The sequence below is a fragment of the Sphingomonas sp. GW822-FHT03G08 genome, from assembly GCF_058801135.1.
The window spans coordinates 569,382-595,138 of record NZ_JBXAMZ010000002.1 but is presented as its reverse complement, the minus strand read 5'-3'; the positions used below and the strand labels follow the sequence as shown (position 1 = coordinate 595,138).

The 25,757-nt window shown below is 67.5% G+C and carries 18 protein-coding genes; 8 read left to right on the top strand and 10 right to left on the bottom strand.

The features are described 5' to 3' along the window. The first annotated feature begins 30 nt into the window (after window positions 1–30). Both AC1RJ5_RS20115 and AC1RJ5_RS20110 read left to right on the top strand, forming a co-directional pair. On the top strand, window positions 31–1,032 hold the full coding sequence (locus tag AC1RJ5_RS20115) for a P-loop nucleotide/nucleoside kinase family protein (protein WP_493115343.1): 1,002 nt from the start codon (window positions 31–33) through the stop codon (window positions 1,030–1,032). 3 nt (window positions 1,033–1,035) lie between these two features. Next, entirely contained in the window at window positions 1,036–1,965 is a 930-nt protein-coding gene (locus tag AC1RJ5_RS20110) for a 1-phosphofructokinase family hexose kinase (protein ID WP_269576183.1), read from the top strand. Here AC1RJ5_RS20110 and AC1RJ5_RS20105 read toward each other — a convergent pair. Then, window positions 1,938–2,264: an ArsR/SmtB family transcription factor gene (locus AC1RJ5_RS20105; protein WP_269576184.1), complete on the bottom strand. Its 327-nt coding sequence runs from the start codon at window positions 2,262–2,264 to the stop codon at window positions 1,938–1,940. The genes AC1RJ5_RS20110 and AC1RJ5_RS20105 overlap by 28 nt on opposite strands. Window positions 2,265–2,393: 129 nt before the next feature. Between AC1RJ5_RS20105 and AC1RJ5_RS20100 the strand changes: the two genes are divergently transcribed. Continuing rightward, window positions 2,394–2,972 carry an alpha-ketoglutarate-dependent dioxygenase AlkB gene (locus tag AC1RJ5_RS20100; protein ID WP_493115340.1) on the top strand — a complete coding sequence of 193 codons (579 nt, stop codon included), beginning with the start codon at window positions 2,394–2,396 and terminating at the stop codon, window positions 2,970–2,972. A 43-nt stretch (window positions 2,973–3,015) separates the two neighbouring features. Here the strand turns inward: AC1RJ5_RS20100 and AC1RJ5_RS20095 are convergent, their stop codons facing one another. The 4 genes from AC1RJ5_RS20095 to AC1RJ5_RS20080 all read right to left on the bottom strand — a co-directional run bounded on the left by AC1RJ5_RS20095 (window position 3,016) and on the right by AC1RJ5_RS20080 (window position 11,769). Further along, on the bottom strand, window positions 3,016–4,257 hold the full coding sequence (locus AC1RJ5_RS20095; protein ID WP_493115338.1) for a threonine synthase: 1,242 nt from the start codon (window positions 4,255–4,257) through the stop codon (window positions 3,016–3,018). Between the two features lie 4 nt (window positions 4,258–4,261). Continuing rightward, window positions 4,262–5,428: a serine hydrolase domain-containing protein gene (locus AC1RJ5_RS20090; protein ID WP_493115336.1), complete on the bottom strand. Its 1,167-nt coding sequence runs from the start codon at window positions 5,426–5,428 to the stop codon at window positions 4,262–4,264. A 37-nt stretch (window positions 5,429–5,465) separates the two neighbouring features. Next, entirely contained in the window at window positions 5,466–8,471 is a 3,006-nt protein-coding gene (locus tag AC1RJ5_RS20085; RefSeq protein WP_493115334.1) for a TonB-dependent receptor plug domain-containing protein, read from the bottom strand. Window positions 8,472–8,703: 232 nt separating this feature from the next. Beyond that, window positions 8,704–11,769: a TonB-dependent receptor domain-containing protein gene (locus tag AC1RJ5_RS20080; protein WP_493115332.1), complete on the bottom strand. Its 3,066-nt coding sequence runs from the start codon at window positions 11,767–11,769 to the stop codon at window positions 8,704–8,706. 257 nt (window positions 11,770–12,026) lie between these two features. Between AC1RJ5_RS20080 and AC1RJ5_RS20075 the strand changes: the two genes are divergently transcribed. From AC1RJ5_RS20075 to AC1RJ5_RS20065, 3 genes are read left to right on the top strand one after another with little or no spacing between them, the layout of a single operon-like run. Then, window positions 12,027–13,577 (top strand): MFS transporter, encoded by a 1,551-nt coding sequence (locus AC1RJ5_RS20075; RefSeq protein ID WP_493115330.1) that lies wholly within the window; start codon window positions 12,027–12,029, stop codon window positions 13,575–13,577. Further along, window positions 13,574–14,578, top strand: coding sequence for a serine hydrolase domain-containing protein (locus AC1RJ5_RS20070; protein WP_493115328.1), 1,005 nt, complete (start codon window positions 13,574–13,576; stop codon window positions 14,576–14,578). The genes AC1RJ5_RS20075 and AC1RJ5_RS20070 overlap by 4 nt, the downstream gene beginning before the upstream one ends. After that, a complete protein-coding gene (locus tag AC1RJ5_RS20065; protein ID WP_493115326.1) occupies window positions 14,575–15,762 on the top strand; it encodes a dipeptidase in 1,188 nt (395 codons plus the stop codon). Before AC1RJ5_RS20070 ends, AC1RJ5_RS20065 begins: the two co-directional genes overlap by 4 nt. Window positions 15,763–15,804: 42 nt before the next feature. Here AC1RJ5_RS20065 and dacB read toward each other — a convergent pair whose 3' ends face one another. Beyond that, complete coding sequence (gene dacB, locus AC1RJ5_RS20060; protein WP_342250459.1) at window positions 15,805–17,256, bottom strand: D-alanyl-D-alanine carboxypeptidase/D-alanyl-D-alanine endopeptidase; 1,452 nt, start codon at window positions 17,254–17,256, stop codon at window positions 15,805–15,807. A 122-nt stretch (window positions 17,257–17,378) separates the two neighbouring features. On the opposite strand from dacB, the gene AC1RJ5_RS20055 reads away from it, so the two are divergent. Further along, window positions 17,379–19,394 (top strand): S9 family peptidase, encoded by a 2,016-nt coding sequence (locus AC1RJ5_RS20055; RefSeq protein ID WP_493115324.1) that lies wholly within the window; start codon window positions 17,379–17,381, stop codon window positions 19,392–19,394. A gap of 8 nt (window positions 19,395–19,402) precedes the next feature. Further along, entirely contained in the window at window positions 19,403–20,668 is a 1,266-nt protein-coding gene (locus tag AC1RJ5_RS20050) for an amidohydrolase family protein (RefSeq protein WP_493115322.1), read from the top strand. 287 nt (window positions 20,669–20,955) lie between these two features. Here the strand turns inward: AC1RJ5_RS20050 and AC1RJ5_RS20045 are convergent, their stop codons facing one another. Genes AC1RJ5_RS20045 through dgcN form a run of 4 tightly spaced genes read right to left on the bottom strand, consistent with a single transcriptional unit; the run spans window position 20,956 to window position 25,740 of the window. Then, complete coding sequence (locus tag AC1RJ5_RS20045) at window positions 20,956–22,197, bottom strand: dicarboxylate/amino acid:cation symporter (RefSeq protein WP_493115320.1); 1,242 nt, start codon at window positions 22,195–22,197, stop codon at window positions 20,956–20,958. Continuing rightward, a complete protein-coding gene (locus AC1RJ5_RS20040) occupies window positions 22,197–23,762 on the bottom strand; it encodes an N-acyl-D-amino-acid deacylase family protein (RefSeq protein WP_493115318.1) in 1,566 nt (521 codons plus the stop codon). The genes AC1RJ5_RS20045 and AC1RJ5_RS20040 overlap by 1 nt, the downstream gene beginning before the upstream one ends. Continuing rightward, a complete protein-coding gene (gene dgcA / locus AC1RJ5_RS20035) occupies window positions 23,759–24,748 on the bottom strand; it encodes an N-acetyl-D-Glu racemase DgcA (protein ID WP_342250464.1) in 990 nt (329 codons plus the stop codon). Before dgcA ends, AC1RJ5_RS20040 begins: the two co-directional genes overlap by 4 nt. Next, complete coding sequence (gene dgcN / locus AC1RJ5_RS20030; RefSeq protein WP_269576197.1) at window positions 24,706–25,740, bottom strand: N-acetyltransferase DgcN; 1,035 nt, start codon at window positions 25,738–25,740, stop codon at window positions 24,706–24,708. The genes dgcA and dgcN overlap by 43 nt, the downstream gene beginning before the upstream one ends. Window positions 25,741–25,757 lie beyond the last annotated feature (17 nt).

Genomic DNA, 25,757 nt, shown 5'->3' with positions numbered 1-25,757 from the left:
CTGATTCGACGGACGAGAAAGGGGTGGGATATGGCGGCGCTGGCAGTGAGCCAGGACCCGGATTTCGAGGCGCTGCTGGGCGGCGAACTCGACACGGCCCAGCTGCACGCCCTTGCCGACCGGATCGCCGCAGCGCACCTCGCCGCGCCCAAGGGTGACGGCGGCGCCTTCCGCAAGACGCTGGCGCTGAGCGCGACCACCGACGCCCAGCGTACCGAGCTTGCCGCCCAGACCGACTCGATCGGCCGTCGCATCGCCGCCGGCCGCATCCGCGCGGTGATGGGCGAGCCGCTGGACGTGCTCCACGACCTTGCCCGCCCCGTGCTCGACGTGATGCGCGCGGGCATGGCCGGCGAGGCGAACACGCTGGCCAACCGCTATCTCGACGTCGCGCCGCAGGGCGCGACCGGCTGGGCGCTGCTGCCGCTCTATCTCTCGTTGCGCGCCAGCCTGGACGGTGATGCCGAGCTGGCCGACAGCCTGCTCGCCCCGGCCAGGCCGCGGCTGGTGGTGATCGGCGGGCTATCGGGCACCGGCAAGTCGACGCTGGCGCGACTGCTCGGCAGCCGGATCGGCCGCCTGCCCGGCGCGCGCGTCCTGCGGTCGGACGTGTTCCGCAAGCGCCTCGCGGGCGTGAGCCCGGAAACCCGGCTGCCGCCCAGGCATTATACCCGGCATAATGACGACGAGACCTATGAGGCGCTGTTCGAATCCGCCGACGATCACCTTGCCTGCGGCAACAGCGTGATCCTCGACGCGGTGTTCATGGCGCGCAGCGAGCGCGACGTGGTGGAGGCGCTGGCCGATCGCTACCGCGCTGCCTTCACCGGCATCTGGCTGGAAGCGCCAGAGCGCGACCGGATCGCCCGGGTGAATGCGCGCGAAAACGACGCTTCGGATGCGACCGAGATGGTGGTGCGCGAACAATCGCGCCGCTCGGTGGGCGAGATCCACTGGCACCGCATCCGGGTGAACCGTCCGCAGGAGACGATCGTCGCCGCCGCGCGCGCCGCGCTGGACCGGACCCACTGATCCGTGACCATTGCGACGCTGACGCTCAACCCGGCGCTCGACCTCACCACCTGTACCGAGAAAGTCCGCCCCGGCCACAAGCTGCGCTGCTCCCCGCCCCGCTTCGATCCGGGCGGTGGCGGGATCAATGTCGCGCGGGTCATCACGCATCTGGGCGGCGATGCGGTCGCGGTGTTCCCGAGCGGCGGACCGGCGGGCGCGACGATCGTCCAGCTGCTCGAGGAACAACGGGTCCCGATCCTGCCCGTGCCCATCAAGGGCGCGACCCGGGAGAGCTTCACCGTCGATGAAGGCCGGCCGGGTGACCAGTATCGCTTCGTGCTGCCGGGCCCCGAGCTGAGCGCCGACGAACAGGCGGCGCTGCTCGACGCGTTGTTCGGGGTGAAGGACGTCAGCCATATCGTGGTGAGCGGCAGCCTGCCGCCGGGCTGCGATCCTGCGATCCTCGCGCGGATCGGTTCGCGCTGCGCAGAGGCCGGCGTGAAGCTGGTGATCGATACCTCCGGTCCTGCCCTTGCCGCCTGTGAAGGCGCCGGTGCCTGGCTGATCAAGCCGAGCCTGCGCGAAGTCGCCGACCTGCTTGGCCGCGAGATCCACGGCGAGGAAGACGAGATGGCGGCGGCACGCGAACTGCGGAAGCGCGGCTTTGCTGAAGTCGTGGTGGTGTCGCTCGCCGAACGCGGGGCGCTGCTGGCCGGCGAAGGCGTGGAATTGCGGGTGCCGGCCATCCCGGTCGAGGCCAAGGGCACCGTGGGTGCCGGGGACTCGATGGTGGCGGCGATCACCCTTGCCGCATCGCAGGGCAAGGGGATCGAGGACGCTTTACACTATGGCATCGCCGCCGGAGCCGCGACGCTGATGACTCCCGCGACCGAGCTGGCCCGCAGGGAGGATGTCGAACGGCTTTATGCCGGAACGGCTTCGCGCGGCTGATCCGCTTCGGTGCGGTAGAACAGGCCGTACATCGCCTCGAACATCTGGCGGACTTCGTCGCTGGCCAGCGAATAGAAGATCATCTGCCCGTCACGACGCGCGGCAACCATGCCCTCGCGTCGCAGGAGTGCCAGCTGCTGCGATACGGCGGTATCGCGCGCCTCGGTAAGACGTGCGAGCTCACCTACCGACTTCTCGCCATCCAGGAGATGGCAGAGCAGCAGAAAACGGCTTCGACCCGATAGCGCCTTCAAGAACGAGGAGGCGCGATCAACAACTGCGATCATTTCGTTTTTCACGGTGCGGACAGCTAGGGAGGCTAGCCCCAGGTTGCAACCGCTATCTCGCGGGAAAGACATAGGAATTCCATATAAATGTGAAGATCTTCATGTCTGGAAGTTGCTAGTCGCACTTCCCATATCCGGGAGGTGTCCACACTGTTTCCCGAGCTTTTCAGGAATCCGCTGCCACCGGGAATCGAACAGGCGAAGAATATCGTCAGCGCCGAGGAAGAAGCTGATCTGATTCGTCGGATCAATGGCTCGGCACTGGAGCCGTTCCGATTTCGGCAATGGCTGGGCAAGCGACTGACGCACAGTTTCGGCTGGCGCTACGACTTCACCGACGCAAGTCTTTCAGAGGCGGAGCCCCTGCCCGACTGGCTGCTGCCGGCACGCGCAAGGGCGGCCGAAGCTGCCGGGCTTGCGGCGGATACCCTCGTCCAGGCGCTGGTGACCCGCTACGATCCCGGCGCCGGGATCGGCTGGCATCGCGACCGGCCGGTGTTCGAGCATGTCGTCGGGATATCGCTGGGCGCGCCTGCGGTACTCCGGCTGCGTCGGCGACGGGCCGACGGCAGGTTCGACCGCGCGGAGATCCCGCTGGAACCGCGCGGCGGCTATCATCTGTTCGGCGAAGCCCGGCACGGCTGGGAACACAGCATCGCGCCGATGGACGCCAGCCGGTGGTCTGTGACGTTCCGAAGCTTGGCTACCCACGCTCGCTAATTCTATCCGTCATCCCCGCGAAGGCGGGGATGACGGTTAAAGGTTAGAGCGCCGCGAAGTCGATCGCCCCATCCTTGTCGAGCGTCTTCGACTGGTCGGCGAGCGGGTATTTCAGCCCGGTGGCGCAGTTGAACAGCACCACCTTCTCGTCAGCCGACACCAGCCCCTCCGCCAGTGCCTTGCGCCACGCCGCCAGCGTCGCGCCGCCTTCGGGGCAGAGCAGCAGCCCATCCTTGCGCGCGGCATCCTCCACCGCCTGGGCAATGGCTTCGTCGCTGACCGCCATCGCCACGCCGCCGCTCTCGCGCACCGCGTCGAGGATCAGGAAGTCGCCAACCGCCTGGGGCACGCGGATGCCCATCGCGATCGTGCGCGCGTCCTGCCAGCGCGTCGCATGGCGCTCGCCGGCCTCGAAGGCGCGGACCATCGGGGCACAACCCTCGGCCTGGACCGCGATCATCCGCGGGCGCTTGCTGCCGATCCAGCCGAGCGCCTCCATCTCGGCGAACGCCTTCCACATGCCGATCAGGCCGGTGCCGCCGCCGGTGGGATAGAAGATCACATCGGGCAGCTCCCAGTCGAGCTGCTCGGCAAGCTCGAGCCCCATCGTCTTCTTGCCTTCGATCCGGTACGGCTCCTTGAGCGTCGACAGGTCGAACCAGCCGCGCTCCTTCGCCCCCTGCCCGACCAGCTTGCCGCAATCGTCGATATAGCCATTCACGCGGTACACCCGCGCGCCCTGCGCCGCGATCTCGCGGACATTCACTTCGGGGGTGTCGGCCGGGCAGAAGATCACGGATTCGATCCCCACCCGGCTGGCATAGGCAGCGGCGGCGGCGCCGGCATTGCCGTTGGTCGGCATCGCGATCGTCTTCACGCCCAGTTCCTTGGCCATGGCGATCGCCATGACCAGGCCGCGCGCCTTGAACGAGCCGGTGGGCAGCCGCCCCTCGTCCTTGACCCAGAGGTGCTTCGCCCCGGCTTCGGCGGCGAGCTTGTCGAGCGGAATGATCGGCGTGGCGATCTCGCCCAGGCTGACGATGTTCCGGGTAGCGCGAACCGGCAGCAGCTCGCGATATTTCCACAGGTCCGCCGGGCGGCGGGCGAGTTCGTCGCGCGGCAGCGCCGCCTTCGCGCCTTCCAGGTCATAGCGCACCAGCAGCGGCCGGTCGACACGCGACAGGCCGTGAAGCTGGTCGGCCTCATAGCGCTCGCCGGTCATCGAGCATTCGAGATGGGTGACGAAGGTGGGGCGGTCGGCGGTGAGATTGGCGTCGTGGCGCAAGTTGCTACTCCGGGCGGGCGAGCGATTCCTCCGTCGGCGTATAGGCCGATCGTTTCCCCGGCACATCCGGAACATCGGTGGCGAAATAAACCACGCCCTTGCCCGCCGCGCGATCGACCCACAGCCCGGACTTGAGGCCATAGGCATCGCCCGAATGGCCGAAGCGCCTGACGCCATCGCCGACCGGGTCATCGCGGCAGCCGGGCGCCCCGGTCGTCGTGAACATCACCGCCAGGCCATAGGAACAGGTCGCACCGCCGGTAGGCACCGCGACGGAGATGTCGCCGCCGACGTCGCCGTTGTGGCCGTCATAGGTCCAGAGCGGCGTCTCCAGCGTGCGGACCGAGCGCGCGCGCAGGATGCGGGTGCCGTCGAGCGTGCCGTTGTTCAGGAACATGCGGCCGATCCGGGCGAGCCCGCGCGCCGAGATGCGCAGCCCACCCTGCGGCGCGAAGACCGCACCGTTCGCACCGGGGCGCCAGACGGCGAGGTCGCAGCTGCCATCCCTTGCCGGGGTGACCGGACAGGCGGGCGCGGCACCCTGGTTGTCGTCCTTGGTCGGCTTGCGCTCGCGATACTGGACTATCGCCCGGGCAGCCGTCTCCCGCTTGCAACTCGCCCAGTTGTAACAGGCATCGAGCTTCATCGGGCGGAGGACGAGGCGATCCATCAGCCGATCGAAACGCTCACCGGTAGCGCGCTCCATCACCGCGGCGACGACCGGGAAATTGAAGTTGGTATAGGCCCACCAGCTGCCGGGGGCGTGCTTGTCGTCCCAGGCCCTGGGGTCCTGCAGCACCGCGCGCATATCGGCATCGAGCGGCAGGACATAGTCCACCCGGTCGGTCAGGCTGGAGCGGTGCGAGAGCAGCAGGCGCAGCGTGATCGGCTTGTCCGCGAAGGCCGGGTTGCGCAGCTTCCAGCCGAGCCAGCGCGAGACGTCGGCGTCGAGATCGAGCCTGCCCTGCTCGACCAGCCGCATCACACCGATGGCGACCACAAGCTTGGAGATGGAGGCGATCCGCACCGGATCATCGGCGGTGACGGGCCGCGACGAGGAAAGGTCGGCCAGCCCTTTCAGGCTGACCGAAGTTTCCCCATGCGTGTCGAAAGTGATCCGGACCGCGGCGACCGGGTCCGATGCCGCCAGCAGGAGCGCTGCGGCGATCATGCCGGCTCCTTCACGAGAGAGGGAGCCGGCATGGGCGTTACTTCAGGCTGATGCGGATGCCCGCGCGGAACTGGCGCCCGAGCATGTCCGAATAGGTGCTGTTCGCGGCGAGGCCGGTTTCCGGCACCAGCAGCGGCCAGCGGTTGAACAGGTTGGTCACGTTGATGAAGAACTGGGCCTTGTTGTCCCCGAAGTTCACCGTCTGGCTCAGGTTGAGGTCGACGTAGAACAGGCCCGAGACCTGGTTGTTGTCATAGGTCTGGTAGGTCGAGGTCGTCGTCGTGACCGGGCAGCTGGTGGTGCACTCGATGCCGGTGGCCGAGTATTTGCCGGCGCTGACGCCGCGGCCGGTGACGGTGACCGAGAAGGTCTCGGTCTCATAGGTCGCGCTGCCGCGGAAGATCCAGGTCGGCGTGCTCGCCTGGCCGCCATTCGCGCCGACGGTGTTCACCGCCACCTGGCCGGCGATGCCGGTGTCGGACAGGTTCTCGATATAGCGCGTCGCGACACCCTTGAGGGTGAAGGCGTCCGAGCCGACCGGGATGCGATAGGCCATGTCGAAATCGATGCCGCGCACCAGCTTGCGCACGAAGTTGAACGGCTGGCTGCGGATCAGCTTGTACGGCGCCGTCGGCGTCGAGCGGACCGGATCGTCGCTGATCGCGGCGCAATAGTCGGCAAGGCCCTCGGCGCAGCGGTTCATGATCTCCTGGGCGCTGATCGAGTCGATCGCCCCTTCGAGATCGATGCGGAAATAGTCCGCCGAGGCGGTGAAGCCCGGCAGGAAGCGCGGCGAGACGACCGCGCCGATATTCCACGAATTGGCGATTTCCGGACGCAGGTTCGGATTGCCGGTGACCAGGCCCGAATAGCCGAAGGTCTGCGGGCCGTTCAGGCCGTCCGCCGTGTACTTCGGATTGCGGACGGAATCGCTGTTGGCGGTGCCGGCCTGGTAAAGCTCGTTGAGGTTGGGCGCGCGGATGTCACGCGAGCGGGTCACGCGGAAGCGGATGTCCGGGATCGGCGCCCAGGTCGCACCCAGCTTCCAGGTGGTGACATAGCCGGCGTTGGAATAGTCGGTCGCGCGGACCGCGCCGTTGAACTCCAGCCCCAGGCCGAGCGGCACCACCGTCTCGAGATAGGCTTCCTTCACGCTGTATTCGCCGGTGAAGGGCAGGTAGTTGCCCACCGACCACGCATTGGTGGTGCCGGTGGTGGTGATGACCGGCTGATATTCCTTCGGCACGCTGCCGCGGATCTTCTCCTTGCGGACTTCGCCGCCGACCGAGACGCTGACGTCCCCGGCCCAGGTGGCGAACGGCGTGACCGACCAGTTGGTGCCGGCGACATATTGCTCGAGCACCTGGTCGCGATACGGGTTGCCGAGCACATAGTTGATCGCCGCCGGATCAGCGACGCCGACGCCGAGGCGGTTCAGCGGCACGCAGTTCGGATCGTCGTTGGTGGTGCTCGTATCGACGTTGATCAGGCACTGGATCGAGCCGGTCGCATAGCCGCGGGCATTGCCTGCGGGCGCGAAGGCAGCGGCGGTCGCATTGGCCATGCGCGTATTGTGCATGATGTTGCGCAGCTGCTCGCGCACGTCGGAGCGGCCGTACTGGGCATAGACTTCCCAGTGCGCGGCCTTGCCGAACGCTTCGAAGTCGCCATTGGCGCCGACGACATAGCGCTGCACCTTGCGCTCATTGTCGATCGCGCGGAACGGCAGGTCGGCCGCGGTGGTCGCCACCGTCACGCTGGTGACGCCGGCAAGCCGCGACGCGCCGAGCGCCTGGAGCGCGAAGGCGTTGCAGGTCACCGGAACCGGCACGGTGGTGCAGCCGGTGGTGTTGTAGGTGATGCCGGTCGACAGGTTCGGGCCCGCGTTGAAGAAGACCTTCTGCTTGTTGTACGAGCCCTCGGCGAACAGCTCGATGCCGTCGGCCACTTCGTAGCTCAGCCGGCCGAACACGCCCCAGCGATCGTCCTTCGGCATCAGGCCGATGCGCGTGCCGGAATCATTGACCTGCCACGACCCGCCCTGGGTGACGCTGGGCGCCGAGGAGCCGGCCGCGCGGGTGAAGGCCGGGAAGGTGAACGTGCCATAGTCGAAGGTGTTCACCGCCCCGCCATAGCCGAAATACAGGCCGCGCAGCGCGTTGGCGGTGGTGCCGGCCGAGCCGGTGATCAGGCCGCCCGGGGTCGAGTTCGACGCGCCGACTTGGCGCTTGGTGGTGAAGTAGCGATTGAAGGTGCTGCTGCCCGAAACCCAGGCGGGGTTCTCCACGCGGACATAGCCGGTGTGGTTCCATTCGCGATCGTCACCGACCTCGAAGATGCCGTCCTGATGATCGATATTGGCGCTGAGCAGGATGTGGCCGCGGCCACCGGCGAACGACTTGCCGCCCGCGATGCTCGCCGAGTAATTGCCGCCGTCGCCATAGGTGGTGATGCCGGTATCGGCCTCGATCTTCAGCCCCTCGAGCTTCTTGTTGAGGACGAAGTTGACCACGCCCGAGACCGCATCCGAGCCATAGGCCGAGGAGGCGCCGCCGGTGACGACCTCGACGCGATCGACCAGCGCCTGCGGGATCGTGTTGATGTCGACCCAGCCATAGATGGTCGAACCGACCGAGCGGCGGCCATCGAGCAGGACGAGGACGCGGCCTTCGCCGAGGTTGCGCATGTTGAGCGCGTTGATGCCCGCCGAGCCGTTCGACAGGTTCAGGCGCGAATTGGCCGGCTTGGTCGAGCCGGCGAGCTGCGGCAGCTGGTTGACGAAGTCGGCGATGTTGTTGGTCGGCGAGGTGTTCTGGATGTCCTGCTGGGTCAGCACGGTCAGCGGCGTCGGAGCCTGGAACCCGTCGCGGCGGATGCGCGAGCCGGTAACGAGGATCTCGCCCTCTTCGGCAGGTGCCGTCTGCGCCGTGGTCGCCTGCGGTTCCGGAGCCGCGGTCTGTGCCCAGGCCGGCATCGCAGTTGCAATCGCCGCGATCGCCGAGCTGCCCGCAAGTAGCTTCTTAAACGCCTTTACTTCGATCATGTCGCCAATTCCCTGATACCCGCAACTCCCGTGCGGTGAGGGAACATTAGGTACAAAGAATGTTGCGCAGCGCCATAATTTCTGTTCCCGGCGCCATAACCCGATGGCATCCGACGGGACGAGCCGGGGCCTGATTCCGGCGACCCGACGGTCCCTGCACCACCCGGCCGGAAAGGAAAAGGCCGGAGCATCACTGCCCCGGCCTTCCCTGCGTGCCTCGGTCAATCGAGGATCAGAACTGCACCTGCGCCGAGACGGTGTAGGCGCGGCCGCGCGGATCGGCGACGCGCGGATCCCACGAGCTGCCGGCGCCGCTGTTGCCGTCATAGGTGATGGTGAAGGGCGGATCGGTGTTGAAGATGTTCTTCACACCCAGGCTCAGGCGATAGCCCGGTGCCAGGCCGTTGAAGCTGATCGAGGCGTTGTAGATGATGTAGTCGTCGGTGCGGACATTATAGTCCGGACGCGTGACCGTGCCCGCCGCGATGCCCGGAAGGGCGCCGTTCTTGAAGCCCTGGCGGAAGATCTGGCTGAGCGAGATCGACCACTGGTCGTTCGACCAGCTGACGAACGCGTTGTGCTTCCACTTGATGCCCAGGTCGCCGGCATAGCTGAACACGCCGATCAGGCTGGGGCCATAGGCCGAGCTGGGCGTGAGCTTCTCGCGCTTCTTGAGCAGCAGCGTGCCGTCCAGGCCGGTCGAGAACTTGCCACCCAGCGCCTCGAAGCCGCTGCGATAGGTGAATTCCAGGCCCTGGGTGCGGCGCGAACCCGCGTTGATCCAGCGGTCGTCGATCACCTGCACCGTGCCGCTCGCGTCGCGGACGAAGCGATCGGAGAACAGTGCGGCATTGTCGATCAGCTGGCGCAGCGTCAGCAGCTGGATCGTGTTGTCCACCGCGATCGACCAGAAGTCGACCGACAGGCTCATGTCCTTCATCGGCTGGAAGACCACGCCGGCGCTGAACTGCTTGGCCGTTTCCGGACGCAGGTCCGCCGTGCCGCCCGTCCAGATGTTCGGGCGGATCTGCGCGCAGGGCAGGCCGCTGCCGAAGTTGCTGGTCGGCACGCCGCCCGGGCACTTCACCGGATCGGCGATGTCCGAACCCGCATAGGGGGATTCGGTGATGCCGTTGTAGATCTGGTTGAAGGTCGGGACGCGGAAGCTGGTGTTGTACGAACCGCGGAACATCAGCTCGTTGATCGGACGGTACTTGAACGCGATCTTCGGGTTCTTGGTGCTGCCGAAGCCGGTGTAATCGTCGATGCGGCCGGCCAGCGTCAGCTCGAAGCCCTTGAACAGCGGCACGAGCAATTCGGCATAGGCCGCCTTCACGTCGCGCTTCTTCGGGGTGAGCGCGTTGACGTTGTCGAACGCGGCCAGGAAGATCACCGGCGCCGCCGCGGCAGCCGCCGCCGAGCCGTTGAACTCATAGGTCTCGCGACGATAATCGACGCCCGCGGCGAGCTGGACGTCGCCACCCCAGATCGGGAAGAGCGGGCCCGAGATCGAGGCATCGGCCTGCTTCACTTCATAGCGGCCGCCATAGAGCGTCGCGCCATAGGCCGAGACCGATTCCAGCGCGGCAAGGCCGGCTGCGGTCTGGGTGAGGCTGAACGGATTGATGAGGCCGGAGTTCATCACGCCGACCAGGCCGCGCGCCTGCTGGCCGTTGATCAGGCCGGCGCCGGCAACCGCGGGTGCGTTGACGTCATAGCTGCCGTTGGCGTTGGTGCCGCGATAATAATAGCCGCTGCCGAGCACCGACGAGCTTTCGCTGCGCGCATAGGATGCGCCCGCGCGATAGTCCCAGCCGGTCCAGAGCGGGCCTTCGAAGCCGAGCGCGGCGCGGAAGGTGCTGGTGTTGGTCTTGTACTCGCGCGGACCGCAGGGGATGCAGCGCCAGCGATAGGAGATCGGCTGGCCGAAGCGCGCGTTGAGCGCCGCGATCTGCGCGGTGCGGTTCGGGTTGGTCGGGACGTCGAACGCCGAACGGATCGCGTTGAACACCGAGTCATACTGCGCCTGCGTCGCCGCATTGCGCGGATAGGCGATCGGCAGGTTGGTGGTGTTCGCGGTGAGCTGCGCGTTCGAGAAGCTCTTGGCCGAGTCCGCGTCCGATCCGGTCACTTCGAAGGCGACGATATGGTCGCCCGAGATGCGCCAAGTCGCCTTGGTATAATAGGTCAGCGTCTGGATCGGCTGCTGGATCACCGCGGCGCGGCCCGTATCCCACGAACAGGCATATTGCGCGCTGGGCGTGTTCCACAGCTGCTCGTCATAGGCCATGCCGCCGTCGATCGAGTCACAGCCCGCGCCGCCCGGCAGGTCGAGGATGTTGATGCCGCCCGACGCGCCGTTCGCGCCGTTCGGCAGCGTCAGCGTCAGGCCGGTGAGCAGCGTGCCGCCGGCAGTGATGCTGCCCGGCTGGGTGTTCGCGCCGATATTGAATGCCGTCGCCACCGGGGTGCCGCGCGTATCGACCGAAAGGCCGCGATTGGGCTGGCTGCCGTTGACGAAGCTGCGCTCCGAACCGCGCAGCATCTTGTTCCAGCTATAGGCGACGGCGCCCATCACGTTGAAGCCGTCCTCGTCGAGGTCACCAAAGCCCGCGACGCCGCCGATGCGATAGATGTTGCCGCCACCCTGTTCGGTGGTGTCGGTGAAGCCGTTGAGGCTGAGGCCCTGGAAGTCCTTCTTGGTGATGAAGTTGATCACGCCGCCGACAGCGTCGGTGCCGTAGATCGCCGAGGCGCCGTCCTTGAGGACTTCGACGCGCTCGATCGCCGCGAACGGGATCTGGTTGACATCGACCGCGGAGCCCGAAAGGCCGTGCGCGGCGACGCGGCGGCCGTTGAGCAGCACGAGCGTGCCGCCGGCGCCCTGGCCGCGCAGGTTCGCCGCCGACAGGCCGTTGGTGCCGCGCTGCGCGCCGGTGACCACGTCGGAGTTCGAAGCGAGATTGTCCGCGCCGCTGCCGCTGGTCGTCAGGAACATCATCAGCTGCTCGGGGCTGCTGATGCCGTTGCGGGTGATTTCCTGCTGGGTGATGATCTGCAGCGGCAGCGCCGAATTGTTCGGGTCCTGCTTGATGCGCGAGCCGGTGACGATGATCTCGTTACCCTTGCTCGGCTTGCCGCTCTCGTCGGAATCCGTGGTGGGAGCCGCGCCCGTTGGCGTTGCGGCTTCCTGCGTCGTGGTGTCGGTGCTCTGCGCCCAGGCCGGCATGGCGCTCGCCATGGTGGCGAACGCAACGCCCGAGACAAGAATCCTCCTGAGAGTCCTCGCTTCGATCATGTTGTCTTACCCCCTGAAACCGCGTTTCCCGCGCGGTGAGAGGGCATTAGGTATCAAGAATGCTGCGCCGCGCCATAGTTTCTGTGCACCGGGGCATAACCCAGTGGCATCAAATGAGACGTTTCTGCGGGAAAGCGTGACACGACTGCAACACAAGCGTGCTAGCGTCGCCATTGACTGCGCCGCCGCCCCGTCCGAGCGTTAGGGAAACCAGGGCGAGGGAGCCTGCATGAAGCGTTTTTATTGCCCGGTGCCGCGTGACTGAGGCGCCGAGTCCCGCTGCGGCAGCGGTCCGCCCCGGCTGGGGGCGCATGGGCCTGTACCTGCTGCTCGGCTTTGCCGCCGGCCTGCCCTTCTACCTGTTCAGCGCCACGCTTTCGCTGCGGCTTGCGCGGCACGGCGTCGACATCGTGATCATCGGCTTCTTCGCCTGGGTCTCGCTGATGTCGACGATCAAGTTCGCCTGGGCACCGCTGCTCGAGAAGTACGACGTGCCCGGCTTCGGCCGCTTCTTCGGCAAGCGCCGCGGCTGGATCATGCTCTCCCAGCTCGCCATATTCGCCTCGACCGTGGGCATGGCGTTCACCGCCTCGGACACCAACCTCCCGCTCACCGCGCTGTTCGCCGTGCTGCTCGCCTTCTGGACCAGCACGCTGGAGATCGCTGCCGATGGCTGGCGCGTCGAACTGGCGCCCAATGCCGAGGAGCAGGGCCCGCTCGTCGCCGCGAACCAATGGGGCTATCGCGCCTCGATGGTGATCGCCAGCGGCGGCGCCATCTTCATGGCGGCGAAGTTCGACTGGACGATCGCCTATCTCTCGGTCGCGGTGCTGGCCTTCGTGCCCTTCCCGATCCTCGCCGCGATGCGGCCCGAGGCGGAAGGCGGCGGCGGCCGCCCGGTGGCGCTGGTCACCGGCATCCTCGCCAGCCTTGCGGCGATGGTGGCAAGCGTCCTGGTGGTCGGCGCGCTCGGCTGGGCGCTGCTCTCCGCGATCGGGTCGGGCGGGATCCGCAATCCCGGCGTGGTGAGCTACTGGGTGTTCGCGATCTGCCTGCTGCCGTTCATCATCCTCGGCACCGCGGTGCCCTGGCTGAAGAAGCTGCCCTGGGATGCGCCGCTGCGCCGCTCGGCCGCGGTCGGCCCCTATGTCGATGTCGCGTGGCGCTACGGGATCGTGGTGATCCCGATCCTGCTGTTCATCTCGGTCTATCGCACCGGCGACGTGATGGCGAACGCCCTCTCCCACCCGATGTTCAACCATCTCGGCTACGGGCTCGAGCAGATCAGCGTCGCCGACGGCTTCGTCGCGCTGATCGCCGGCATGCTCGGCGTGACGATGGGCGGCATCCTCGCCGCCAAGGCGCCGATGGGCTGGGCACTGGTGATCGGTGCGGTGATGTCGGCGCTGTCCAACTGGATCTTCGCCTGGCTGGCCTATCAGTCGCCGGGCGGGCCGGTGTGGTTCTCGCTGTTCGGCGTGCAGGTGACCGCCGGCGATTTCGACCTGTATCTCGCCATGGCGATCGACCAGTTCGGCCACGGCTTCGAAGGCGCGGTGTTCGTCGTCTATCTCTCGCTGCTGGTGAACCCGCGCTTCCCCAGCGCGCAGTACGCGCTGTTCTCCGGCCTCGCCTTCCTGATCCCCAGGCTGCTCGCGGGCCTGTCGGGCGTGTTCCAGAAGGCGATCGGCTATGATGGCTTCTTCATCATGGCCGGCGCGATGAGCCTCGGCGCGCTCGTGTTCCTGCCCTTCATCGTGAAGGCGAAGCCGCGCCCGGACGACACGCCCGCAGGCGCCGCGGCATGATCGAGCGCGCTTTCGCACCCGCCGCCGAGGCCGTCGCCTCGGGCCGCATCCCGGGCGCGACGCTCGGCGTGGTCGCGGCGGACGGGCGGCGCTGGGTGACGCATACCGGCATGGCAGCCCTCGTCCCCGAGCCCGAGCCGCTGACGCTCGACCACTGGTTCGACCTCGCCTCGGTCTCCAAGGTGGTGGCGACCACGACGATGATCCTCCGCCTCGCCGACGAGGGCCGGATCGATCTCGACGCCCCGCTGACCAGCGTGATCCCGGACCTCCGCCAGTACGACGTCGCCGGCGCCTATGAGCGCACGCTGACGTTCCGCGACTGCCTGGCGCACCGCACGCTCTTCCCCGCCGTCGAGCCGATCTACACCTATGGCGACGATCCGGACCGCCTCCGCGCCTTCGTGCTCCAGCGCGAGTGGAAGCATATCGCCGAGCCGGTCTATTCGGACATCAACTTCCTGCTGCTCGGCATCGCGATCGAGCGGGTGACCGGCAAACCCCTGGGCGAATGGCCGCTGGGGCCGGGCCTCGGCTACGGCCCGCCCCCCGGCCCCGCCGTGGCGACCGAGCGCTGCATGTGGCGGAACCGCGTGCTCAAGGGCGAGGTGCATGACGAGAATTGCGCGGCGATGGGCGGGCAGACCGGCCATGCCGGGCTGTTCGGCACCGCCGCCGGCGTGCTCGACTTCGCCCAGGGCGTGCTGGGCGGCAGCTTCTCCGATAGGATGCTAGAGGCGATCCGCACCCCGCAATATTCGCACCGCACCTGCGGCTGGGAGCGCAAGTTTCCCGGCTGGTCGGGCGGCCAGGCCTGCTCCGACGAGACCATCGGCCACACCGGCTTCACCGGCACCGGCCTGTGGATCGACTTCGACCGCGGCCTCGCCTGGACCCTGCTCACCAACCGCGTCCACCCGACGCGCCATTTCGACAGCGGCATCTTCGTGCTGCGCCCCGCGACGGGGGATGCCGTCATCACTGCCTGGGAGGCCCTATGATCTCGCTCCTCGCTCTCGCCATCGCCCTGTCCGGGCCCGATAGCGACACCCCCACCCCCGCCGACCGGCTGGCGCATCAGCAGATGCTGGTGCTCGACACCCATCTCGACACCCCCGAACTGTTCGAGCATCCCGGCTGGAAGTTCGACGAGTGGCACGACCGCGACTTCGACAAGAGCCAGATCGACCTGCCGCGCATGGAGCAGGGCGGCCTCGATGGCGGCTTCTTCGTGATCTACACCGGCCAGGGCCCGCTCACCCCCGAAGGCTATGCCAAGGCCCGCGACGCCGCGCTCACCCGCGAGATGTGGATCCAGCGCGTCGTGGCCGCGAACAGCGACAAGATGGAATTCGCGACCACGCCCGAGGATGCCTATCGCATCGCCAAGGCCGGCAAGCGCGTCGTCTTCCAGTCGATCGAGAACAGCTATCCGCTCGGCACCGACCTCACGCTGCTGAAGTGGTATTACGACCAGGGCGTGCGCATGGCCGGCCCGATCCACTTCCGCAACAACCAGTTCGGCGACAGCGCCACCGACAAGGTCAAGCAGTGGAACGGCCTCAGCCCGCTCGGCAAGCAATGGGTCGCCGAGATGAACCGGCTGGGCATGGTGATCGACGTCAGCCACTCGTCGGACGACGTGTTCGACCAGGCGATGGCGCTGTCCAAGACCCCGATCATCGCCTCGCACTCGGGCCCCAAGGCGATCTACAACCACCCGCGCAACCTCGACGACGATCGCATGCGCAAGCTCGCCAAGGCGGGCGGCGTGCTGCAGGTCAACAGCGTCTATCTGGTCGAGGGCGACCATGACGATGCCCGCAACAAGATCTCGAACCGCCAGGACGACTGGCACGCGCTTTCGGATGCGGAGCAGAAGAAGCTGATCGCCGACAAGGCGAAGGCGGACGCGACCAACCCCTATCAGGGCGCCGATTTCGAGCTGTTCATGAAGAGCCTGCTCCACTGCATCGCCGTGATGGGCGTCGACCATGTCGGCATCGGCGCCGACTGGGACGGCGGCGGCGGCGTGCGCGGAATGGAGGACATCACCGCGCTGCCGAAGATCACCGCGCGGCTGAAGAAGGAAGGCTTCTCGGATACCGACATCGAGAAGATCTGGAGCGGCAATGTGCTCCGCGTGCTCAAGCAGGCCGAGGACTGGGCAGCGAAGAACAAGTAACCTTAGGAAACGTCATCCCCGCCTTCGCGGGGATGACGGCTTTCAGTTGGCGGAAGCCACTAGGTTCAGCGCGTCGTCCATATACTTCGTACCGCTCGCATCCTGCGGCACGTCGTTGGCGTAGAAGGCGAAGGTGTAGTTCTTCCCGCTCGCCCCGGTGAAATAGCCGGCCAGCGCGTTGGTCTGGTTGAGCGTTCCGGTCTTGGCGAACAGCCTGCCCTCCAGCGGCGTGCCCTTGAAGCGGCGGGACAGCGTGCCGTCCACGCCGGCGATCGGCAGCGTGTCGCGGAACTGCGCGCCCCAGGGCTGTGCGGCCACCCAGCGCAGCAGCAGCACCGAACCGCGCGGGCTCACCCGGTTATAGCTCGACATGCCCGATCCGTCGGAAAAGTCCCAGGCGGTACGCGGCACGCCTGCGGCGACCAGCACCTGCTCGACCTTCGCGACCCCGTCCGCGATCGAACCGCTGCCGCCGTCGAGCAGGCCGACCCGACGCAAGGTCAGCTCGGCATGAAGGTTCTGGCTGACCTTGTTGATATGCTTGAGGTCCTCGGCGAACGGCGCCGGGGTCAGCCGCGCGAGCGCGGGGATGCCGGGCACCGTGACCTCCACCGGCGGGAAGGTGCGGTTCGCACGATCATCCTGCGGGGTCAGTCGCCGATGCAGCGATTGAATCGCCCCCTTCACCTTCACCCCGCGTGCCTCGAGCAGCACCTTGAGCCGCCACGCCGCGTACTCAGCCGGATCGTCGATCCCCAGCTTCCACACCCGCGGCTTGGCGTCCGCGCCGATGGTGCCGGTGATGTGGAGCAGCTTGCTGTTGGGATCACGGTCCCAGCCCAGCTCGGTCTTGTCGCCCGGCACCGTCTTCGCCTGGTTGTCGATCGTGAAATAGGGCCAGAGCTCGACCTTCGCGGCTTCTCCGGCCTTGGCGGGCGCAACGGTGAGCTTCAGCTCGTTATCGTCGAGCGTCAGCGCCGAGATGCCGGTGCCCGACGAGCTCGGGATATTGTTCCAGCTCATCCCCGGGCTCCAGCGCTGGTCCGGGAATAGCGTGTCGTCGCCGATGATGTTGCGGACATGCTTGGTCTTCGCCGCGATCGCATCGGCCAGCGTGGCGAGGCAATCGACGGTGCAATCGTCTGCGCTCGACAGCCGCGCGTCGCCCCGCCCTTCCAGCACGACATCCTGCCCCTGCAACCGCACTGCGGTACCGGCCGCCGCATCGGGCGCGTTGATGTCGGCCAGGTTCGCGAAGGCAGCCGCCGTCGTATAGACCTTCGTATTCGACGCGGGGATGAAGCGGCCGTCCGGGTTGATCGCGATGATCTCCTTGCCGCTGTCGTCCACCACCACCAGCCCGAAGCGGGTGCCCTGCGGCGCCTCGGCCAGCTTGGCGGCGACCCGCTGCTCCAGCGTCTGCTGCGCGAGCGCGGGGGTGGCGAGCGTCAGGGCGATGCCGAGCGCGACAGGACCAAGTGCGATGTGCTTCATGCCGCAAGCGTAACCGCGCCCGTGCGGCGTGCAAACCCGCGATCATTCAGAGGCATGGCCCCGGCATAACCACCGCGCATGCCAGCATTGTACCGGCAACATGGCACCGGCACGTTCGCGTAATGAAGATGATCCGGATCGCCCTCAACCTGTCCTGCGCGACGATGCTCGCAAGTGCCGCTCCCGCGCTCGCCCAGACCAACGACCTGGCCGCCGCGCTCGCCTTGCCGACTGCGAGCCAGATGGCCGGCGCCCGCGACGTGCCGCGCTTCGCCTGGGTCGAGAACCGGGCCGGCGCACGCAACCTCTGGGTGGCCGATGCCGGCCAGCAGGCGCGCCAGGTGACGGGCTATGCCGAGGATGACGGCATGATGCTCTACGACGTGGCGCTCAGCCCGGACGGCAAGCGCATCGCGTTCGTGCGCGGCGGCGATGACGAGTTCCCCGACGGCAAGATCCCCAACACCGCCTCGCTGCCCTGCACGCCAAACCAGCAGCTCTTCCTCGCCGAGGACGGCCAATCCCCGGTCGCGATCGGCGAAGGCCATATGCCCGCCTTCTCGCCCGACGGGCAGCGCATCGCCTTTACCAGGCGCGGCGAGATCTGGGTCTGGGTCGGCGGCAAGGCGGCGCGGATCGGCGCGGTCGGCGGTGGAGTCAGCGATCTCAAATGGACGCCCGATGGCAGGAAGCTGCTGTTCGTCGATAATCGCGATGGCCACGGCTTCGTCGCGTTGCTTGATGTGGATGCGGGCAAGCTGACGTACATGGATCCGGCGCTCGGCTATTCGGCCGAGCCGGCGCTGTCGCCCGATGGCAGCCAGGTCGCCTATATCCAGTATCTCGATCCGCCCGCAGGCGCCGCAGCGGATGGCGGCCCCTATTGGTCGATCCGCGTCGCCGATGCCGCGACCGGCAAGGCCCGCACGCTGTGGAGCCCGCCGAAAGGCATGGGCGGCCGCTATTACGGCACCCGCCAGCACAATCTCTACTGGAGCAGGGCCGGCCAGCTGCTCTTTCCCTGGGAACGCACCGGCTTCCTCCATGTCTATGCGATCGACGCCGCCAGGGGCGGCGAACCCAGGGAGCTGACTCCGGGCAAGTTCGAGGTCGAGACCTTCCTCCTCGGCGCCGACGATGTCGTCACCTTCGCCGCCAATGCCGATGAGGCCGATCGCCGCCATTTCTGGCAAGTGCCGGCCAGCGGTGGCGCGGCCAAGCGGGTTACCCAGGGCAAGGGCAGCGAGAGCTTGCCCCTGTTCGGCGGCGGCCAGCTTGCCGGCATCGCGGCCGATGCCAGCCACACGGCGCATCCGGTCCTCGCAAGGGGGCTGGCGCCGCTGGGCGAGGTCGCCGAGCTGAAGGGCGCAATCACGCCCGAAGCGGTGACCTACACGGCCGAGGACGGCGTGACCGTCCATGCCCAGCTGTTCCGCGGCCAGGGCAAGGGCAGGCATCCCGCGCTGATCTTCGTCCATGGCGGGCCGCGCCGCCAGATGGTGCTCGGCTTCCACCACGCCCAATATTATTCGAACGCCTATGTGATGAACCAGGTGCTGGCGGCGAAGGGCTATACCGTGCTGTCGGTCAATTATCGCAGCGGCACCGGCTATGGCCAGGCGTTCCGCGAAGCCCCCGGCATCGCCCGCGACGGCGCCACCGAATATCGCGACGTGCTCGCCGGCAGGCGCTGGCTCGCGGCGCAGAAGGATGTCGAGGCCGACAGGATCGGCATCTGGGGTGGCAGCTGGGGCGGCTATCTCACCGCCCTCGCCCTCGCCCGCAACAGTGACCTGTTCAAGGCGGGCGCCGACTTCCATGGCGTCCACACCCTGCTGCGCAATGTCGATGGCAATCTCTCGCCCGATGCGCAGGTCGCGGCGCGCCAGAAGCAATGGGAGAGCTCGCCCATGGGTTCGATCGCGACCTGGCGCTCGCCGGTGCTGCTCGTGCACGGCGACGATGACCGCAATGTCGATTTCGCCCAGTCGCTGCTGCTCGCCCGCGAGCTGGCGGCGCGCGGCATCCCGCATGAGGAGCTCGTATTCCCCAATGAACGCCACGAATTCTTCCGCAATGCAGACTGGCTCGCCGCCTATGGCCGCACCATCTCCTTCTTCGACGCGCATCTGAAATGAGGGTGATCATGGCAGCGGCGGCACTGGTCGGAGCGGGCACTGCCCAGGCACAGACGCAGGAGCGCGCGACGCTGATCCACGGCGCCCGGGTGTTCGACGGCACCGGCGGCAAGGCGAAGCTGAGCGACGTGCTGATCGAGGGTGACCGGATCGTGCGCGTCGGCAGGAAGCTGCGCGTGCCCGAAGGCACCGAGGTGATCGACGCGACCGGGCTGACGCTGATCCCCGGTCTGCACGACCTCCACATCCACACAAGGCGCGAGGCCTTTACCGACGCCGCGTCGCTGCACCGTTTCTACTCGCCGTACCTGCGCGCGGGCGTGACCAGCATCAACGAATTCTCTGTCTCGGGCGAGATGATGGCCGGCATCCGCGCGCTCCGCGCCGATACGCCGCGCCTGACGCTGGCGGTGCGATTGGGCGTGCCTGACGGGCATGGCACCGAGAGCCAGTTCACCAATGCGATCACGCTCCAGGTCACCAGTCCGGAGGAGGCGCATGCGGCAATGGCCAGGGCGCTGCCCTACAAGCCGGACATGGTGAAGGTGTTCGCCGATGGCTGGCGCTATGGCGATCCCGCCCGCCCCGACAAGCCGAGCATCGACGAGCCGACCCTGGCGGCGATCGTCGCGGATGCGCACAAGGCGGGCATCAAGGTGATGACCCACACCGTCACGCTCGAAGGCGCCAAGATCGCAGCGCGCGCGGGCGTGGACTCGCTGGCCCACGGCGTCGGCGATGCGCTGGTCGACAATGAGCTGATCGGCCTGATGAAGAAGCACCACATGGCCTATGTCGCGACGCTCGCGACCTATGAGCCGCTCGAGGCGCGCGTGCTGGCGCCCGAGGAACTGGCCCTGCTCACGCCCGAGCAGCAGGCACGCGAGACCGCCCGGCTGGCCAAGGGCGAGGCAATCGCTCCCTATGACAGCAAGCGCTGGGAGATCATGCGCGAGAATATCCGCCGGCTCCAGGTCGCCCGGATCCGCATCGGTGTGGGCACCGATACCGGCATCGAGGGCGTCTATCCCGGCTTCGGCGCACTGCGCGAGATGCGCATCCTCACCGAACTGGGCTTCACCCCCGCCGAGGCGATCGAGGCGGGCACCAAGGTCAGCGCCGAGATCATGGGCCGCAAGGACGAAGGCGTGATCCGCAAGGGCGCCCGCGCCGACCTCGTCTTGGTCGCCGGCGCGCCGGATGTGACGTTCCGGGACCTGTACGCGGTCAAGCGGGTCTGGGTTGGCGGGCGTGAGGTTTCGCTGGCGGACTGATCTCCCTCTCCCGCCTGCGGGAGAGGGCTGAACTTGCAATGTAGGATTTCGCCTGCTCGGCTCCCACAGCCGGGGTTACCCCCAGCCGCTCTTTGACCCCGCAGGAAAAATAGGATCACGCGCACGCAACAATGTTGCGAGATGCGGCGCATACCCGAGGAAACAGGGAAAATTTCGGGCCGGAAGACCCGCTCTTGGCCTGTCCTTCGTGTACTTTGACGGGTCGCACCCGCATCCCGTGTAGGACCTCCGTCCTCCCCGCCCGCGCGGGAATGACGATGAAAGGCTCAGGCCATATCGGGCGCGCGATAGACCTCTTCGTCCAGCTCCCCTTCCCAGCGCGCGACCAGCGTCGCGACGGTCAGGTTCGCCGAGGCGCTCGGCACGGTGCGGGTCATGTCGAGCAGCCGGTCGAACGGCAGCACGAAGCCGACCACGAGCGCAGTCTGTTCCGGCGAGACGCCCACCGCGCTCAGCACCGCCGCCAGCATGAACAGCGAGGCCGAGGGCACCGGCGCGGTGCCGAACGCCGCCAGCGCGCCGGTCAGCAGCACGGTGACATAGACGGTCGGGGTCAGGTGAACGCCGAATGCCTGGAGCGCGAACATGCTCAGCAGGCCGACATACATCGCCGTGCCGTCCTTGCCGATGCTCGCGCCAAGCGGCAGCACGGTCGAGAAGACCGGGCGGCCGATGCCGAGATTCTGCTCGGAGACGCGCATCGCCACCGGCAACGTCGCGCCGCTGGACGCCGTGGAGAAGGCCACTGCCAGCGCATCCACGATGCCGCGGAAGAAGGGCAGCAGCGGCAGTTTCGCGACGAAGCGCAGCAGCAGGCTGTGCACCACCAGCATCTGGATCAGCGAGCCGAGCACCACCGCCAGCGCCAGCCAGCCGACATGGACAAACACCGCCGCGCCATTGGCGGCCACCGCATTGGCGATCAGCGCGAACACGCCGAAGGGCGTCGCTTCCATGACGATACCGACGACGCGGAGCAGCACTGCGGACGTCGATTGCAGCAGATTGGCGAAGGGCTTGCCGGGCTCGCCGGCCACCACGGTGCCGCAGCCGATCAGGATCGAAGTGAAGATCAGCGCCAGCATATCGCCCTTGGCCAACGCGTCGAAGATGTTGGTGGGGATGATGTTGATCAGCTGCTCATAGGGCGTAACCGGCTTGCCGAGTACATGTGCCTCGGCCGTACCGAGCGGCGCGCCCACGCCCGGCTGGACGATCGCGGCGACCAGCATGCCGACCGAGACGGCGATGAAGGTGGTCAGTGCGAACATGCCCACCGTCCGCCCGCCCAGGCTCCCCAGCCGCTTCGGATCGGCGAGCGAGGTGATGCCCGAGGCGATGGTGACCAGCACGATCGGCGCGACCAGCATGCGGATCGCCCGGACGAACAGGTCGCCGATGAACTGGAGATAGGGAGCCCCCTGCGGCAGCACCAGCGCGAAGACCACGCCGAGGACGAGAAAGGCGAGGACGCGCTTCCACAGCGCCGTGCCGAACCACCAGGCCATCAGTTGCAGCTCCCCGCGCTCGGCTTGTGGGCAATGGAACGTCCGGCCGCCTTGCCGGTCATCGCCCCCCTGTCGACCGCGACCACGCCGTTGACCACCACGGTCCGCACACCGGCCGCGAGCAGCGCCGGCTGCTCATAAGTGGCGCGCGATGCATAGGTCCTGGGATCGAACACCACGACATCGGCATAGGCGCCGCCGCGCAGATGCCCGCGCCCCGCCAGCCCGAAGGTGTCGGCGGTCAGCGACGAGCTGCGCTCGATGAACTGGCGCAGCGTGATGACATGGTCGGTCTTGACGTACTTGTCGTACTTGCGGGCGAACGAGCCATAGACGCGCGGATGGCCGCCCGAGGCATCCGACCCGGTCATCACCCAGGGCTGCTGCATGAAGGCGGCGATATCGGCCTCGCTCTGGTTGAACGAGACGGTGCCGGGATCACCGATGCGGATCACCGCGATCGCGGCATCGACCGGCGCCAGGTTCATTTCCTTGGCGACTGCATCGAGATAGCGGTTCTTGTACTTGCCCTCGACGATCAGCAGCTTGTCCGCCCCGCCGCGCTTGCGGAGGTTCTCGACCATGCCGGCATGCATCTTCTCGGCAAGCGACGGATCGTCGAAGCGCTTGAGCAACGCCGGACGGCCGCCATCCTGCGCCCAGAGCGGCACCAGCGAAGCGACCAGGCTCGTGCCCGATGCCGACCAGGGATACTGGTTCGCCGTCACCTTCTCGCCGCGGGCACGCGCCGCGTTGATCGTCGCGATGATCTTCGGCGCGTCGCCCTGCACGTCGACGCCGAGCGCCTTGATATGGCTGATATGCGCGGGCAGCCCGCCCTCGCGGCCGATGCGGATCGCCTCGTCGATCGCCGCGATCAGGCCAACAGTGTAGCTGCTCTCGTCGCGGATATGGCTGTCATAGCTGCCGCCGCGCTTGCCGGCTTCCTTGGCCAGCTCGATGACTTCCTGGGTCTTGGCGAAGCTCTGCGGCGCGTAGAACAGACCAGTCGAGAGGCCGAGCGCGCCCTGGCACATCGCGGAGGCGACCAGCCCCTTCATCTTCGCCAGCTCCTCCGGCGTCGGCGCGCGATTGTCCTCGCCCACCACTTTCTCGCGGATCGCACCGAAGCCTACCCAGGCCGCATAGTTGATGCCCACCGGTTTGGTCTTCGCGCTGCCGAGCACCTTGGCGACATCGGGATCGCCGCCGCCGTCATTGCCGATGAAGGCGGTGGTAACGCCCTGCATCAGGAAGGCCGGGACCAGCCGCCTGGCCTGGTCATCCGAGGCTAGGTCGCCGCCCATATGGGTGTGCGGATCGATGAAGCCCGGCGCGACGATCATGCCCTTGGCCTCGATGATCCGCGCCGCAGTGACGGTGGCGTGCCGGCTCACCGAAACGATATGATCGCCACTGATCGCCACGTCTCCGACGAACGGGGCGTCCGAGCCCGTATAGATGGTGCCGCCGCGGATCAGCAGGTCCACCTTCTGCGGCGGGAGCGGCGCGGCGGCGGCTCCCAGTGAGACAGCGGCAATACCCAGCAGCAGCGCGACCTTCATGGCGTTCCCCAAAATCCTTTGACGGGCGGATAAAGCGTGCCGTCCCGATCCTCGACGCCGCCCGGATGATCCTTGGCGAGCCAGAGGGGACCGTCAAGGTCGGCGAAATCGGACATGCGGGCGATGTGCAGCGCCGCGGCGATCGACAGCGACGAGCTGACCATGCAGCCGGTCATCAGCCCGAGCCCCCGCGCACGGGCAGCCTGGGCGAGGCGCAGCCCCTCGGTGAGGCCGCCCGACTTGTCGAGCTTGACGTTCACCACCTCATAGCGGCGCGCGACCAGGTCCAGCTCCGTGCTGGTGTGGATCGATTCATCCGCAGCGATCGGCACGCGGTGCTGGAACGTCTCGAGGCAGGCATCGATCTCGGCGGAGACGGGCTGCTCGAGCAGATCAACCCGCAGCTCCGCCAGCACCGGCTGCATCGCCTCGACCAGCCGGGCGTCCCAGCTCTCATTGGGGTCGACGATCAGCTTCGAATCGGGCGCGGCGTTGCGGACCGCGCGAATCTGCGCATCGGGCAGGCGCCCATCGACCTTTACCTTGAGCAAAGGCGCGGCAGCGGCACGGCGCGCGGCGACGCCCATCATCATCGGCGTGTCGATCACGATGGTGAGCGCGCTGGCCAGCGGCCCCGGCTCGGGCGCACCGATCAGCTCGGCAACGCTCCTGCCCGCCTCCCGCGCCTCAAGATCCCACAGCGCGCAGTCCACTGCATTGCGGGCGGCGCCGGCCGGCAGCAGCGACAGCAGCTCCTCGCGCCCCGCGCCGGCCTCGATCGCCGGGCGGATGCCCTCGATCGCCTCCAGAGCGCTCTCGACGCTCTCGCCATATCGGGCATAGGGCACGCCCTCGCCCCGCCCTTCCAGCGCCCCCGCGCGGATCGTGACCGTGACCATATCGGCCTCGGTCTTCACCCCGCGCGAGATGCGGAAAGGCCTGGTCAGGAGGAAGCGGTCGTGACGGGCCGCGAGACTTCGGTGCATAGCAACTCGTCGATGATCGCCTCGACCCCGAAGGCGATCGGATCGGTGCAGGGAAGTCCAAGCTCGGCCTCGATCCGCCGGCACAAAGCCTCGGCCTCGACCTTCTCCATGCGGGAAGTGTTGAGGCAGACGCCGACGGCGCGAACGTTCGGGCTGGTCAGGCGCGCAGTCTGGAGGTTGGCCTCCAGGCACTCCTTCAGCCCCGGCAGCGCACGGCCCGGAATGCCGCGCATATGGCTGCGGCTCGGATCGTGGCAGAGGATCAGCGCCTCGGGCTGGGCGCCGTGGAGCAGGCCGGTCGAGACGCCGGCGAAGCTCGGGTGGAACAGCGAGCCCTGGCCCTCGATCACGTCCCAGCCGCCATCGGTGCGCTCGGGCGCCAGCGCCTCGATCCCGCCCGAGATGAAATCGGCGACGACAGCGTCGATCGGCACGCCCGAGCCGGCAATCAGGATGCCGGTCTGGCCCGTCGCGCGGAAATCGGCCTTCTCGCCCCGCGCCTTGAGCGCATCGGCGATGGCGATCGTGGTGTACATCTTGCCGACCGAGCAATCGGTGCCGACGGTGAGGATGCGGCGGCCGGCGCGGGCATAGCCATTGCCCACCTTCATATCCGCCGGCGGATCGCGCACGTCGAACAGCTGCAGGTTCTTCTCCCGGGCCAGCGCGGCCAGCTCGGGCACGTCGCGCAGCCGCTGGTGGAGACCGGCGGCGATGTTCATGCCCGCATTGAGCGCGGCCATCGCATCACGGACCAGGTCACCGCCCATGACGCCGCCCGAATTGGCGATGCCGAGCACGAGCGTCTTCGCCCCCGCCGCAGCGCCTTCTTCGATGGTCATGCGCGGCAGGCCGAGCGTGAGGGTGGAATCGTCGTGGCGGAACTCACCCACGCAATCCGGCCGCCGGAATTCGGCGAGGCCGCGCGAGGTCTTGATGCCTACGAAGTCGGTGCTGTGACCGAGGTAAAGGAGGTAAGGTGCCGGTATCATTGGGTGATAACGCTATC